Source organism: Kribbella sp. NPDC002412 (assembly GCF_053592935.1).
Window position 1 is genome coordinate 24,733 of record NZ_JBSFBL010000064.1, and the last position, 14,484, is coordinate 39,216.

At 70.6% G+C, this 14,484-nt stretch carries 11 protein-coding genes; 1 reads left to right on the forward strand and 10 read right to left on the reverse strand.

Annotated elements, in window-relative coordinates:
* Nucleotides 1-9: 9 nt before the first annotated feature.
* The 8 genes from ACWCOV_RS35530 to ffh all read right to left on the reverse strand — a co-directional run bounded on the left by ACWCOV_RS35530 (nt 10) and on the right by ffh (nt 10,274).
* On the reverse strand, nt 10-1,125 hold the full coding sequence (locus tag ACWCOV_RS35530; protein ID WP_449833750.1) for a S1 family peptidase: 1,116 nt from the start codon (nt 1,123-1,125) through the stop codon (nt 10-12).
* Nucleotides 1,126-1,211: 86 nt separating this feature from the next.
* Entirely contained in the window at nt 1,212-1,850 is a 639-nt protein-coding gene (locus ACWCOV_RS35535) for a LuxR C-terminal-related transcriptional regulator (protein WP_396358510.1), read from the reverse strand.
* A complete protein-coding gene (locus ACWCOV_RS35540; RefSeq protein ID WP_449833751.1) occupies nt 1,838-3,073 on the reverse strand; it encodes a sensor histidine kinase in 1,236 nt (411 codons plus the stop codon). The genes ACWCOV_RS35535 and ACWCOV_RS35540 overlap by 13 nt, the downstream gene beginning before the upstream one ends.
* 75 nt (nt 3,074-3,148) lie before the next feature.
* The gene (locus ACWCOV_RS35545; protein WP_449833752.1) at nt 3,149-4,486 is read right to left on the reverse strand and encodes an N-acetylmuramoyl-L-alanine amidase; all 1,338 of its coding nucleotides are present in this window, start codon (nt 4,484-4,486) and stop codon (nt 3,149-3,151) included.
* 146 nt (nt 4,487-4,632) lie between these two features.
* Nucleotides 4,633-5,721 carry an amidohydrolase family protein gene (locus ACWCOV_RS35550; RefSeq protein ID WP_449833753.1) on the reverse strand — a complete coding sequence of 363 codons (1,089 nt, stop codon included), beginning with the start codon at nt 5,719-5,721 and terminating at the stop codon, nt 4,633-4,635.
* A gap of 24 nt (nt 5,722-5,745) precedes the next feature.
* Nucleotides 5,746-6,903: a lytic transglycosylase domain-containing protein gene (locus tag ACWCOV_RS35555; protein WP_449833754.1), complete on the reverse strand. Its 1,158-nt coding sequence runs from the start codon at nt 6,901-6,903 to the stop codon at nt 5,746-5,748.
* Between the two features lie 261 nt (nt 6,904-7,164).
* Entirely contained in the window at nt 7,165-8,499 is a 1,335-nt protein-coding gene (locus ACWCOV_RS35560; RefSeq protein ID WP_449833755.1) for a lytic transglycosylase domain-containing protein, read from the reverse strand.
* A gap of 200 nt (nt 8,500-8,699) precedes the next feature.
* Complete coding sequence (gene ffh, locus ACWCOV_RS35565; protein ID WP_449833756.1) at nt 8,700-10,274, reverse strand: signal recognition particle protein; 1,575 nt, start codon at nt 10,272-10,274, stop codon at nt 8,700-8,702.
* Between the two features lie 130 nt (nt 10,275-10,404).
* On the opposite strand from ffh, the gene ACWCOV_RS35570 reads away from it, so the two are divergent.
* The gene (locus ACWCOV_RS35570) at nt 10,405-11,289 is read left to right on the forward strand and encodes an arginase family protein (protein WP_449833757.1); all 885 of its coding nucleotides are present in this window, start codon (nt 10,405-10,407) and stop codon (nt 11,287-11,289) included.
* On the opposite strand, the gene ACWCOV_RS35575 is transcribed toward ACWCOV_RS35570, so the two are convergent.
* Nucleotides 11,282-12,340, reverse strand: a complete 1,059-nt coding sequence (locus ACWCOV_RS35575) for a DUF2332 domain-containing protein (RefSeq protein ID WP_449833758.1) — start codon at nt 12,338-12,340, stop codon at nt 11,282-11,284. The genes ACWCOV_RS35570 and ACWCOV_RS35575 overlap by 8 nt on opposite strands.
* A gap of 10 nt (nt 12,341-12,350) precedes the next feature.
* Nucleotides 12,351-14,484: [protein-PII] uridylyltransferase (locus tag ACWCOV_RS35580; protein WP_449833759.1), on the reverse strand; the 2,134-nt coding region annotated here is incomplete at its 5' end.

The following is a 14,484-nucleotide window of genomic DNA, read 5'->3' on the forward strand; positions in this document are numbered from 1 at the left end:
TGTGCGTTGTCAGGCGGTGTGCAGGGTGAGGCCGTAGGCCGAGAGGATCTCGTTGACCGGCTGGAACCAGGTCTCGCCGCCGCTGCTGCAGTTGCCCCAGCCACCGGACGTCACGCCCTGGGCCTGGTCGCCGGTGATGTACGAGCCACCGGAGTCACCGCCCTCGGCGCACACACTGGTCTTCGTCGCGCCGTGGAACAGCTGGCCGTTGCCGTAGTTCACCGTCTCGTTCTTCGCCAGGATCTGCCCGCAGTGCCAATGGGTGGTCGACCCGCTCCGGCACACCGACGAGCCGATCGGCGCCTCCCAGGAGCCACGGACCAGCTTGTCGCTCGTCTGTCCCCAGCCGAGCACCACCGGCACGGTCCACCAGCCGTTGCCGACCGAGACCCAGCCGTAGTCGTTGTCCGGGAACGACCAGCCGCGGAAGCTGCCGATGTCCGAGCCGTCCCAGCCGCGGACCGTGCCGCCGCGACCGCAGTGGCCGGCGGTGACGAAGCCGCCGTGCACGGAGAACCCGATCGAGCAGCGGATGTTGCTGACGTAGTACGGGTCGCCGCCGACCGTGCCGGCCGCGTACGTCCGCGGCGCCTGGGCGGCCACCTCGCGGACCGTCACCGCACCGGCCTTCGCGACCCTGGCCACGAACGCGTCGACAGCCTGGGAACGCTTGCCCGCCTGCACGTTGATGACGACACTGCCGCTGCGTGGGTCAGCGGCCCATCCACTCACCGCATCAGGCACAGCCTTACCGGCCAGCCTGTCGACCAGAGCCTTCCGCTTGTCGAGCGCAGCAGCAGTCACCGGTACGGCGGTCGTCGCGGCACCCGTGGCTTGCACGGCAGCCGCGTGATCCGGCCGGCTGAGACCGATCACGAGCTTCTGCGTGCTCGCGTCGTACCAGGCGCCGCCGAAGTGGGCGCCGGCGGCTTTCTGGGCCGCAGGCAACAGCTTGGCGGCCGACGTCTCGGCCGCGAGGCGCTGCCGGACCTGCGCTTCGGTCAGACCGAAGTCTCGTTGCATGGCCGCGGCCTGCCCGGGCACTGCGAGCGGCTCGGCCGCGACCGCTTGGCTGGGCACAGTCACCGCGCTCACCGCGAGCACGGCAGCTAGTAGGACCTTCATCCGGACTCTCCTCACCTAGGGGCGGATCGGTGCGTGAGAGCGCTCTCGCACCTGAGAGTGTCCTACTGAGCACAGCTCGTCAAGGGTCAGAGGCCGAGATGCGCGAGGACGGCGAGGACGCGGCGGTGCCCGGAGTCGGTCGGGGGCAGGTCGAGTTTGAGGAAGACGTTGCCGACGTGTTTGTGCACCGCGCCCTCGGAGATGACCAGCTTCTCCGCGATCGCGGTGTTGCCCAGCCCCTCCGCCATCAGCGCGAGCACCTCACGCTCCCGCGGGGTCAGCCGGTCCAGCGGGCTGCTGCGCTTCACCATCAGCTGGCTGACCACTTCCGGGTCGAGCACGGTGCCTCCGGCGGCCACTCGCCGTACCGCTTCCAGGAACTCGTCCACGCGGGAGACCCGGTCCTTGAGCAGGTAGCCGACGCCTTCGCTCCCGGCGGCCAGGAGCTCGGCGGCGTACACCTCCTCGACGTACTGCGAGAAGACCAGGACCGGGAGACCCGGGCGGATCCGGCGGGCCTCGATGGCCGCGCGCAGGCCCTCGTCGGTGAAGGTGGGCGGCAGCCGTACGTCGACGATCGCGATGTCGGGGGCGTCGTCGGCCATCACCTTGGCGAACTCGTCCGCGTCCCGGGCCACGGCGGCCACCTCGAAGCCGGAGTTGCCGAGCAGCAGACCGAGGCCCTCGGCCAGGATCGGGTTGTCCTCCAGGATCACGACCCGCACGGGAGCACCACCTCGACCGTGGTCGGACCGCCGATCGGGCTCTGCAGCTCCAGCCGTCCGTCGATCGCCTCCACGCGGTGGAGCATGCCATGCAGCCCGCTCCCCCGGCCCAGCAGGTCGGCCTGCTCGCTGATCCGCGCACCGCCGATCCCGTCGTCCGTGATCGCCAGGTAGAGGTCCGGTCCACGCCGTTCCATCAGTACGTCGACATGCCCGGCGGCGGAGTGCTTGGTGACGTTGGTGAGCGACTCGGCGACGACGAAGTAGGCAGCCGCCTCCACCGCGGCCGGCACGTCGCCGAGCTCGCCCAGCCTGAGGTCCACGGGCAGTGGGCAGCGGGCGCACAGTGCGGACACGGCTCCGGCCAGGCCGCGGTCGGCCAGGATCGGCGGGTACATGGTGCGCAGTACGCCGCGTAGCTCGTTCATGGCCTGCTCCGCGCCGTCACGGGCGTCGTCGAGCAGCTTGGCGGCCTTCTCGGGGTCGTCGGCCATCATCTGCTTGGCTACGCCGATGCGCATGGCCAGTGACACCAGCTGTGCCTGCGTACCGTCGTGCAGGTCGCGCTCGATGCGTCGCAGCTCGGCTCCGTGCGAGTCCACTGCGCCTGCGCGGCTCCTGGTGAGTTCGTCCACGCGCTGAGCCAGCCTGGCCGTCTCCAGTTCGGCCTCGCTCGGTGCGAGGAGACGCCGTACGGCGCGAGCGTGCCCGCCGGCCACGGCTGGGGCAACCCAGCCCAGGAAACCTAGGCTCACCAGGACCTGGAGCGGACCTAGCGTCAGCGCTTCGAACCAGCTGTCGACGTTCAGGCCCATCAGGCTGAAGTTGCCTGGGTCAAGCTTCCACAGCAGCATGCTGAGGATCGCCGCGGGCGCTCCGATCACCGCGATCACCGCGATGAGCAGCTCGGGGATCATCACGAGCGGCCCGAGCAGCAGCCGCAGGCTGCGGGTGAACGACTTGTCCCGGAACAGCGTGACGACGTCACCCGGCTGCCGTGGCGCGGCCGGCGGCAGCGGCGGATCCTGCGGCAGACCGAGGTACTTCGTCGCCCGGTACCGCTCACTGTTGGCCAGCCGGACCAGCCCGGCGGTGGCGCCCGGGATGACCCAGGCCAACAACAGACTGATCGGCACCGCCGCCAGCAGCACGACCGCCCGGAGGTAGCGGATCGCCAGGTACCCACAGGCCGGGAGGCCGCGCGACAGGATCGTGGTCAACATGCCTCAATCCTCCGGCACCTCCCGGCCTGGGTCGGTACAGCAGGCTCTACCTTTACCCGGGTGTCAGCGGGGTCATCAGCACTCGGGGACGCCGGGCAGCTTCGGGTCGGGATGGTCGATATAGATGTTGGTCATGTAGCCGCCCTGGTCGCGCAGCTTGGCCCACCAGTCGTTGGTGGTGCCCTCGGCGGTGACCGGGTCGCCCTTGACCTGGCACTCGACGAAGACCTGGGTCGGGCCGGGCAGCGTGGTGACGATGGACGCGGACAGGCTCGGCGCCGAGCGGACCCGGACTCCCGTGCCGTAGGTGCTGAAGTTGTACTGCGGCGGGTTGCCGTCGTTCACCAGCTGCATGTAGTAGTTCCAGTTCCAGTGCGGACCTGGGTCGGTGTGGTCGTTGCCGGGGATCTCGTTGTGGCCCTTGATGTGCGCCCGGTCCTTCGGGATGCCGCGTCGGTCCGCGATGTTCTTCGTCAGCGCGGCCGACGCCCGGTACATCGCGTCGGTGAACCAGGACGGCTGGTCCACCCAGCCCTCGTGCTCGATCCCGATCGTGTACGGGTTCGCGCTGCGGACGTGCCAGGCGGTGTCCTTCTCGGCCACCATCTGGGTGATCTGACCGTCGCTGGACCGGACCACGTAGTGCGCGCTCACCTGCGACGACGGGTTCTTGAACCAGCTGATCGTGCCGGCGTACGAGCCCTGGGTCACGTGGATGACGATCGTCGAGATCGCCGCGGTCCGGCCGACCCGGTAGTTGCTGGTGCTGGCCGGGTTCCAGATCGCGCCCGGGTAGTCGGCGGCCGCGACCGACGCCGGTGTCCGGGTGCCGAGCGGGGCGACCTTCGCGTAGGCGCCCCGGTCCGGCGTGACGGCCTTCGGCGCGGTGCTGACGCCGGCGGCGTGCACGCCCTGGCCGATGATCTTGTAGACCTCGTCGGTGTAGAGCCGCGCGGTCGGGCCGTCGGCGGAGTGCGAGTACTTCGCGACCACCTCGTACCACTTGCCGAGGTTCGACCGGTCGGCCAGGCCGGCGGCGTCGGCGTACGAGTCGAGGACCGCGGCGGCGCCGAGGATGTTGGACGCGGTGTCCTTCGCCAGCTTCTCGACCGGCAGGCCGGTGAGCTTGCTCGCCTCTGACATCGTCGGGTTCTTGTTGTTGCTGACCAGGTGCATCACGCCGTACCCGTTCGCCTGGCTGGGCAGGCCGTTGTGCCCGTCGAGGTGCGACTCGGCGTACCCGACGCCGACCAGCACCTCTCGGGGTACGTCGTACTTGGCTGCTGCGGTCTCGAACGCGGCGGCGAGCTCACTCTTGACCGGTTCGACCGGTTCGGCGGCGTTGCTCGGCAGGGCACCCAGGGCCAGCGCGCCGGCGGCCGCGGTGGCGAAAAGTGCGGAGAGTCTGGACACGGGTACTCGGGCGGCCAGAGGAAGAAATGTCGGACCCATGGCGGTTCCTTCCTGATTCGGTCCGCCGAGGGGCGTCGGCGGTCCCGGAAGTTCACGCTAGGCCAAGATCTTCCGCCCCGACCAGTGGTTCGGGAAACATTTTGCGGTCAAGTCACCACCCTGCCACGCAACACGATCAGCCGCGGGTGGCTCAGTACGGCGGGGTTCGCCCGCGGATCCTCGTCGTACACCACCAGGTCGGCCGGATCGCCCGGCTGAAGGTTGCTCGGAGCCCCCAGCCACTCGCGGGCCGCCCACGACCCGGCCGCCAGCGCCTGCTCCCCCGACATGCCGATCGACGTCAGCGCCTGGATCTCCTGCGCCACCAGCCCGTGCCCGAGCACACCACCCGCGTCGGTCCCGGCATACACCGGTACGCCGGCCTCGACAGCGTCCCGGAGCCGGACCAGGCGGCGCTCGTACAGGTCGCGCATATGGGCCGAGTACACCGGGAACTTCGCGGCGGCCTGGTCGGCGTACTCCGGGAAGTTCTCGAGCTGGATCAGGGTCGGGACGACCGCCACTCCGCGCTCGGCCATCGCGTCGAGCATGTCCGGGAGCAGGCCGGTGCCGTGCTCGAGGCAGTCGATGCCGGCGGCAAGCAGGTCCGGCAGGCAGTGCTCGCCGAAGACGTGCGCCGTGACCCGGGCCCCGAGCTCGTGGGCGCGGGCGATGGCCGCGTTCAGCGCCTCGGCGGGCCAGCACGGCGTCAGGTCGCCGGCGTCGCGGTCGATCCAGTCGCCGACCAGCTTGACCCAGCCGTCACCACGCCGCGCCTCCTGCTCGACGTACGCGACCAGTTCGTCCGGCTCGATCTCCCAGCCGTAGTTGCGGATGTACCGCTTCGACCGGGCGATGTGCCGGCCGGCCCGGATGATCTTCGGCAGGTCCTCGCGGTCGTCGATCCACCGGGTGTCCGCGGCCGACCCCGCGTCCCGGACCAGCAGCGCACCGGCCGCCCGGTCGGCGATCGCCTGCTCCTCCTGCGTCTCCCGGCCGACGGCGCCGCGCTGGTCCAGCCCGATGTGGCAGTGCGCGTCGACCAGACCGGGCACGATCCAGCCGCCGGTGTGCACGGTGCTGACATCGGCAGCGGTGGGCCGGTCCACGACCAGCCCACCGCTGAGGTGGATCTCCTGCTGCTCGCCGGCCGGCAACACCGTGCCGACGAGCCTGAGTACGGCGGTTTCCGTCATACCGCGACGTTAACCGGCCCGGCGTCAGCCGTGCGAGCCGCCGCCCGGGGTGCAGGTCGGCGTGGTCGGGTCGGTCGACGAGCACGGCGAGCCGGTCGGCGTGTCCGTCGGGGTCGGCGTCGGCGTCGGGGTGGGTGTCGGCGTCGGCGTCGGGGTCGGTGTGGGAGTCGGCGTCGGGGTCGGCGTCGGCTTCGTCGTCGGCTTGGTCGGCTTGTGCGTCGGCTCCTTGGTCGGCGTGTCCGCCGGGTCCGGCACCGAGGGCTCGTCGGTCGTGGACGGCGCGGTCGGCTTCGTCGTCGGCGTCGCGGACGTGCTCGTGGACGGCTTGGAGTCGTCCGGAACGTCCGGCACCTCGCGCGGGTCCACCTTGCGCTCGGCGTTGCCGGTCGCCTTCGGCACCGACAGGCTGCCCTTCTCGTTCGGGATCAGCACCGCGTTCTTGCTGTAGACGCGCATCCACTTCAGCACCGTGGCGACGAAGTCCTTGGAGTGCTGGTAGCGCAGCAGGGCCGAGACCAGGTCCCGCGGCCGCTTCAGGTCGTCGCCCTCCGAGCACAGGTACACCGCGACCGTGGTGACCGCGTCGTACACGTTGTTCGGGTTGCGGAAGCCGTCACCGTTGCCGTCGGCGCCGAAGTCGGTCCACACCTGGGGGATGATCTGCATCGGGCCGACCGCCCGGTCCCAGGTCAGGTCGCCGTCGTACCGGCCCTTGTCGGTGTCGGTGATCCGGCCGTTGCCCCGGCGCCCGTTCAGCAGCGGGCCGAGGATCTTGCCGCGGGTGGTGCCGGCCACGTCGACCCGGCCGCCGCTGGCGTGGTCGGACTCGACCTTGCCGATCCCGGCCAGCAACGGCCAGGTGAGCCCACAGTTCGGCCGGACCACGGCGAGGTTCGCGGTGGCGCGGCGGTAGGCGGGGAACACCCCGCGCGGGATGCCGTTGACGGCATCGGGCCGTCCCGGCCGGACCACGGACCGGCCGTCGGTCGCACCCTGCACGGGCACGTCGGCGCGGGCAGGCTGGTCGGAACCGAGCCGGCCGTCCACTCCGGGACGCTGCGGGACGATCATCGTCAGTTCGTCGAACTCACCGCTGTTCAGTCCGGCTCCCGGCGATGGGGCGACCGGGCTGTCCGCCGCAAGCTGGCCGGAGGCACCGGCCCCGCCCGAGGCGACTGTCACGATGGCCCCGACCAGGAGCGGGGCTGTGCACAGTGAGGCGATGATGATTTTGACCCGACGGTTACCACTACGGGTTAGGCGCATAGTCCCCTCAACGATCCATACGCCAGAAAGTTACATCAAGTCGACGCAAAGTTACCTGACCCGCCAACACCCCCGAAAACGGACACCACGACGGGCTGCGCCGAGCGTGACATCGGGGCCTGGACGGGCGTGGGACCGCAGGTAATCTCCCCGGTTACCCCGGGTTCAAACCCCTGATCAGCTACCGGGCTGCGGGGCCTGCTGCGGGGTGGACTCGGACGTCGGCTCGCCCTGCGGGTTCGTGGCGCACGGCTCCGGCGTCGGGGTCGGGGTGGCCGTCGGCGTCGCGGTCGGCGTCGGCGTGCAGGTCGGGTCCGGAGTGGGCGTCGGCGTCGGCGTGGGGGTCGGCGTGGGGGTCGGCGTCGGTGTGGGGGTCGGCGTCGGAGTGGGCGTCGGGCTCGTGGTCGTCGGCGTCTGCGACGGCGTGCCCGGGGTCTTCGTCGGCGTGGGCGTCGGCTTCGGGGTGGCCGTCATCGGCGGCTTCGTCGTCGTCGGCGGCTTGGTGGTCGGCCTCGGCGTGGTCGGGACCGGCGTGCTCGGCTGGGTCGTCGTCGGGATGACCGAGGGAGTCGGGGTGGTCGGCGGCGTGGTGGTCGTCTCGGTCCGGGTCGGGTCGTTCGAGGTGTCCACGTTGCCGTTGTCGTTGGCCGGCGGGTCGATCACACCCTCGGTGTCCGGGATGGTCACCGTCTGGTTCGCGTAGGACTGCATCCAGCGCAGCACGGTGGACACGTAGTCCATCGAGTGGTTGTAGCGCAGCACCGCCTGCACCAGGCCCTGCGGGTCGGACAGGTTCGCCCCGCCCGAGCACAGGTAGTCGCCGGCTGCCCGGGCCGCGTCGAACACGTTGTGCGGGTCCTTGACCCCGTCGCCGTTGCCGTCCGCGCCGAACGCCTTCCAGGTGCCCGGGATGAACTGCATCGGCCCGACCGCGCGGTCCCACGAGGTGTTGCCGTCGTACTGGCCCTGGTCGGTGTCGGTGATCGCGGCCATGCCGGGGCCGCCGTCGAGGACCGGGCCGAGGATCTTGCCGCGGGTGTTCCCGTTCGGCTCGACGCGCCCGCCGCTGGCGTGCGCGGACTCGACCTTCCCGATGCCGGCCAGCAGCGGCCAGGTGAGCTTGCAGCCCGGCATCGCCACGGCCAGCTCGTTGGCCGCCTTCTGGTACGCCGCCAGGACCGTGCCCGGGATGCCGGACGGGTTGCCGGTGATGCCCTGGATCGGCTGCACCGGGCCGTCGACCGCGCCGGTCACCGGAACCTGGATCTGCGACTTCGCCTGGGTCGGCAGGCTGCCGTCGGCGCCCGGCTGGGTCGGCAGAGTGTTCGCCAGCTCGTCGAACTGGGCGTCCTGGCGGGGCTGGGCCAGCGCATGCGCGTCGACGATGAACGTGTTCGAGGTGACGCCGCCGGCCACGAACACGGCGACCATGGCGGTGGGCGGAGCCAAGATGACCCAGGTGGCGGTCAGCTTGCCCCGCCACGTGTCCAGGTTCTTGAACTGCTGCCTCATCCGACCGTCCTTCGACGTCTTCGCAGTACGTGGTGCATCGGGCGTAGGCACGATCTTAGCCGTCACAGGGTCGTGGACAACCGGTAACGGTGCGCCACTTCACGCAGTGACCGAGTGCCCATCGGGCCGGCGCCGTACATCACCCACCGTAGGCCGTCACCGTCCACCGGCGCGACGGGTGAACGGTGGACAAGATTCACCTACTGGCCGCCGCCGAGCATCTTCTTCAGGTCGTCCGGCAGCTCGAAGTCGCCACCGTTCTGGCCGCCGCCGAACGCCGCCGGGAGCTGGCCCGGCTGCGGGGCGGACGGCTGCTGGTTGCCCTGGTTGGCGCGCTTGGCCGGGTTCCCGGAGCCGCGCTTCTTGCCCTTCTTGGCCTGCTGCTTGGCCTTCCGGGCGCCGCCGCCACCGCCACCGGCCATCCCCGGCATCCCGGGCATGCCCGGCATCCCCGGCAGGCCCTTGCCGGTCGCCATCGCGTTCATCATCTTGCGAGCCTCGAAGAACCGCTCGACCAGCCCGCTGACGGTGGACACCTCGGTGCCGGAGCCCTTCGCGATCCGGGCCCGGCGGGAGCCGTTGATGATGTTCGGGTCGGACCGCTCGGCCGGCGTCATCGAGTGGATGACCGCCTCGATCCGGTCGATCTCGCGCTCGTCGAAGTTCTCCAACTGGTCCTTGAACTGCGCCGCGCCGGGCAGCATGCCGAAGATCTTGGTCAGCGGGCCCATCTTGCGGACCGACTGCATCTGGGCGAGGAAGTCGTCCAGGGTGAAGTCCTTGCCGCCCTTCTTCTGCAGCTTGGCGGCGGTCTTGGCGGCCTGCTCGGCGTCGAAGGACTGCTCGGCCTTCTCGATCAGGGTCATGATGTCGCCCATGCCGAGGATGCGCGACGCCATCCGCTCGGGGTGGAAGACGTCGAAGTCCTCGAGCTTCTCGCCGTTCGAGGCGAACATCACCTGGCGGCCGGTGACCTGCGCGATCGACAGCGCGGCGCCACCGCGGGCGTCGCCGTCCAGCTTGGACAGCACGACGCCGTCGAAGCCGACCCCGTCCAGGAAGGCCTGGGCGGTGGTGACCGCGTCCTGGCCGATCATCGCGTCGACCACGAACAGGATCTCGTCCGGCGTGACCGCGTCGCGGATGTCGGCGGCCTGCTTCATCAGCTCCTCGTCGACACCCAGCCGGCCGGCCGTGTCGACGATCACCACGCTGTGCTGCTTGGTGCGCGCCTCGTCCATCGCCTTCCGGGCGACGTCCACCGGGTCGCCGACGCCGTTGCCGGGCTCGGGCGCGAACACCGGCACCCCGGCCCGCTCACCGACCACCTGGAGCTGGGTCACGGCGTTCGGCCGCTGCAGGTCGGCCGCGACCAGCATCGGCGTCTGGTGCCTGGTCTCCTTCAGCCACTTGGCCAGCTTCCCGGCCAGGGTGGTCTTACCGGCGCCCTGCAGACCGGCGAGCATGATCACCGTCGGCGGGCGCTTGGCCATCCGCAGCTCGCGGGTCTCGCCGCCGAGGATCGTGACCAGTTCCTCGTTGACGATCTTGATCACCTGCTGCGCCGGGTTCAGCCCGCCGCGCACCTCGGCCCCGCTGGCCCGCTCCCGGACCGCGGCGATGAAATCCTTCACCACCGGCAGCGCGACATCCGCCTCCAGCAGCGCGATCCGGATCTCCCGCGCGGTCGCGTCGATATCCGCATCGGTCAGCTTGCCCTTACCGCGCAGGTTCTTGAAGGTGGCCGACAACCGATCGGAAAGCGTATCGAACACGAAACAGTCCGTTTCTCCAGAGACAACCCAGGTACAACCTCACCGAGTCTACCGACGGTGATTGACAGGGTGTCCGCCGGACCTTCACGATCTAACCGGTAGATGATGATCCAATGGTTAGGGGGCAGGTGTGAGCCGGAGCCGGGTCGTGGTGGACGGGCCGTCCAATCTGGGGTTGCGGCCGCCGGCGGTGGGGGTGGTGCCGGGGTGTTACAAGCTGGCGGGGGCGGTTCGGGATCAGGGGTTCGTGGAGCGGATCGGGGCTGTCGACGCGGGATACGTGACGCCGCCGCGGTACGACCGGGCGGGCTGGAAGCCGGGTGACGGGGTGTTCAACGCGGCTGCGATGGCGTCGTACACGGTCAAGTTGGCGGATCGGCTGACGAAGCTGTTCGACGAGGACCGGTTCGTGGTGCTGCTCGGTGGTGAGTGCAGCATCCTGCTTGGGCCGGCGCTGGCGCTGAAGCGGCGTGGCAGGTACGGCGTCGTCTACCTCGACGGCCATTCGGACTTCCGGACGGTCGACAACTCCCCGTACGTCGGAGCCGCCGGCGGCGAGGCGCTCGCGCTGACCACCGGCCGCGGCCAGGCCGATCTGACCGACCTCGAAGGACTGGCGCCGTACACGCGGGACACCGATGCGGTGCTGCTCGGGATCCGGGCGGACGACGAGTACGTCGACGACGTGCGCGCGGCCGGGATCCCGGTCTGGCCGGCCCTCACGATCGCCGAGGACCCGGGCAAGGCGGCGACCGGCGTCCTCGAGCACCTGCAGGACCTCGACGGGTTCTGGGTGCACCTCGACGTCGACATCCTGGACGCGGCGATCATGCCGGCGGTGGACAGCCCGGACCCGGGCGGGATCGACCACGCCCAGCTCGTCGAGCTGCTCCGGCCGTTGCTCTCGGCACCGAAGTGCGTGGGGATCGACATCGGCATCTTCGACCCGGACCTGGACCCGGACGGCGGCTACGCGGCCGCCCTGGCCGACACCCTGGTGGCGGCCCTCACCTGACCTCGAAGGGAGGCTCCCAGACCAGGCCTTGGCCGTGGGGGTCGGCCCGGCCGAGGATCCGCCGTACGCCGCCCGGCCACAGCTGCAGCTCGACCAGGAACTCGAAGGCGCCGTCCGGCTTCCGCTGCAGCGGCTCGAGACGCAGCCGCGCCAGCGGGGACGCCTCGTCGGCCTGCGCTCCGAGCTCCGCCAGCCGTGACTCGACCGCAGCACGGTCGGAGCGGGTCAGGTACTGCCACATGATCGAGTGCCACAGCACAGTCACGTGGCCGCTCGACAGCTCCAGCCCACGCACGAACGAGACCGCGTCCTCCCGGTGTACGTCGGCCGGCACCCGGCGGGCGATCTCCAACGCGCCACGCAGCCGGCCCAGCCGCACCGGCATGTCCGGCCAGACGTACGACGTCAGCGTGCGGGCACCGTCCTCCGTCAACGGGTTCACCGGCGCGATGTCGCTGCCGACGCGCTCGGCGATCCGGAGCGGCATCGGCTTCAGCGCCCGGCCCGACCACGCCTCGTCGAACACCACTGGGCTCTCGGCCGGCCCGAATCCGGTCCCGTCCGCCAGGTTGTACCGGAACTGGTCCGCCCGCAGGTTGAGTCCGCCGCTGGCGCCGATCTCGAACAGCCGCACCGGCAGCGGCACGTCCTCGACGAGTTGCAGCAGGCCGCCGTACAGCGCGGCGGCCCGGCCCACCTCGTTCGTCTGCGGCGGCTGGGTCAGCAGCGACCGCAGCTCGGCCGACCGGGACTGCAGCACCTGCTCGAACGCCTCCCAGCCGAGCACCGGGTCCCATGTCCCGCCCACGCTCGGGTAGAACGCAGCGAGCTCCGGCAGCTCCCCCGCCAGCACCAGCCGGTGCACCGAGCCCAGCAACCGCAGGGCGATCGCGTCGCCGAACGGACGGTCCTCGTAGCCGGCCAGTACGCCGGTGGACACGCCACCGACCTCGTAGTCGTCCACGATGAGCCGGCACAGCTCGGCGTACATCGGGGAGCCGAGTTCCTCGCAGGCGACTGCTTGACGCTGAAGCGTCTCTACAACGTGCACACAGCAGACACTAGAAGGTCAGGCGATCCAGAACCGTCTTTGCCGTCGTGCGCGCGTCTTCCTCGTCCAGCGGCGAGCCGTGGCTGTCGGTGAGGTAGAAGACGTCCACACACTCGGCGCCGAGCGTGCTCACGTGCGCCGAGCGGATGTCAGCGCCAGTGGACGCGATGGCCGAGGTCACGTCGTACAGCAGGCCCGGGCGGTCGTGTGCGCGCACCTGCAGCACGGTGGCCGTCTCCGATGCACCAGGCAACAGATCCACCCGGCTGGCGACCCGTGCCTTGAGCGCAGACGAGTCCCGCGCGGCCAAGCGCCGTACGAGGTCGGTGGGGTCGCGCAGGGCCACCGCGAGGCGGTCACGCAACCGCACAGGGTCCGGTGGCGAGCCGGCCACGGTCCACTGCGAGATGCCCAGGCCCTCGACAGACGTGATGACGGCAGACCGTACGGCGAGCCGCTCGACGGCCAGCACCGCCGCAACAGTCGACAACGTGCCCACTTGATCGGGTACGGCGACATTGACCCGCATGTCACCGAGATGCTCGGACATGGTGACGCCAAGCCGCCCCACACCGACGACCTGGTGCAGTGTGGGCACCGGGATCGGCGGAGCCTCGGTCCACATGCCTTCGCCGCCGCCGGACAGCTCACCGCGCACACGGCGGCACAGCTCACCGACCAGCCGCATCCGCCAAGGTGACGCGGCCGCAGGACCGGCAGCCCGCGCGTCGGCGTACGTGAGGGCTTCCAGCAGGTCCAGCGTCTCTGTGGTGCGGACGATCCCGGCCACCAGCTCCACGGTCATCGGGTCGTCGAGGTCCCGCCGGGTGGCGACCTGCGCGAGCATCAGGTGCTGCCGGACGAGCAGCGTGATCGTGTCCGCGTCCGCCTTGTCGAAACCGAGCCGGCGGGCCACAGTCGCAGCGATCGCCGCACCCGTGACGCTGTGGTCGCCCTCAACCGCCTTGCCGAGGTCGTGCAGCAGCGCGGACACGAGCAGCAGGTCGGGCCGCCGTACGTCGCGGACCATCTTGGCGGCCTCGACACACGTCTCCAGCAGGTGCCGGTCGACGGTGAACCGGTGGATGGCCGACTGCGGCGGCCGGAACCGAACCGCATCCCACTCGGGCAGGATCCGCGAGACGTAGCCGGCCTGGTCCAGCGCCTCCCACACCTCGAGCAGACCGCTGCCCGCACCCAGCAGGGCACACAGCAGTCGCCGCGCCTCACCGGGCCACGGCTCCGGCAACGCCAGACCACGATTGGCCAGCCGTGCACAGACAGCAGGTGAGAGCACCAGCTCTCGGTCAGCGGCCACAGCAGCAGCGCGCAGCCCCAGTACTGCGTCGCGCTCGGGCCGAGCGTCCGGCATCAGTACGACTTCGCCCTCGTGCTGGCCAACTCCCTCGTCGAGTGCCAGCAGCAACGGTCCCCCGGTGCGCTGACGACGCCGGGACCGAGGCGGCCGGGTCATCAGGCTCTCGATCCGTCGCCAGGACACGTCGCAGACGTGGGCGAGCGTCCGGCCGGTCGAGTACACGTGCCGCAGCAGCTCGTCCCGGCCGCCGGTCATACCCAGCCCAGCCGCGACCTCACCGGCAACGTCCGCGACCAGCCGGTCGGTGGAACGCCCTGCAACCGTGTGCAGCTCGTCCCGGATGTTCAGTAGGTCCAGTCGCGCCCGCTCCACCACCGGATGCGGTACGTCGACCAGCCACGACGCCACCAGGCCACGCAGTACGACGGCATCCCGCAGACCGCCGTACGCCTCCTTGAGGTCGGGCTCAGCGAGGTGCGCGAGCTCTCCGACCGTCGACGCGCGTTCCTTGCAGGCCTCGGCCAACGCCGGCAGCCGTTCCTTCGCCGTACGGCGCCAGTCCGCCATCAGCACGGACCGCAGCTGCAGTGTGAGGTGTGAGTCCCCCGCGACGTGCCGCGCGTCCAGCAGGCCGAGGGCTACCCGGATGTCGTCGGCAGCCGCCTTGCGTGCCTCGCCGACGGTCCGGACGCTGTGGTCCAGCTTCGTCCGCGAGTCCCACAGCGGGTACCAGATCTGTGCGGCCAGCTCGTCCACCCGTGGGTACCCCTCGGCGTGCACGAGCATCACGTCGAGGTCGCTGTACGGCGACAGCTCCTCCCGGCCG

Coding starts and splice junctions, on each gene's coding strand:
- ACWCOV_RS35530 (WP_449833750.1), bottom strand. CDS start 1,125: ATGAAGGTCCTACTAGCTGCCGTGCTCGCGGTGAGCGCGGTGACTGTG.
- ACWCOV_RS35540 (WP_449833751.1), bottom strand. CDS start 3,073: ATGTTGACCACGATCCTGTCGCGCGGCCTCCCGGCCTGTGGGTACCTG.
- ACWCOV_RS35550 (WP_449833753.1), bottom strand. CDS start 5,721: ATGACGGAAACCGCCGTACTCAGGCTCGTCGGCACGGTGTTGCCGGCC.
- ACWCOV_RS35560 (WP_449833755.1), bottom strand. CDS start 8,499: ATGAGGCAGCAGTTCAAGAACCTGGACACGTGGCGGGGCAAGCTGACC.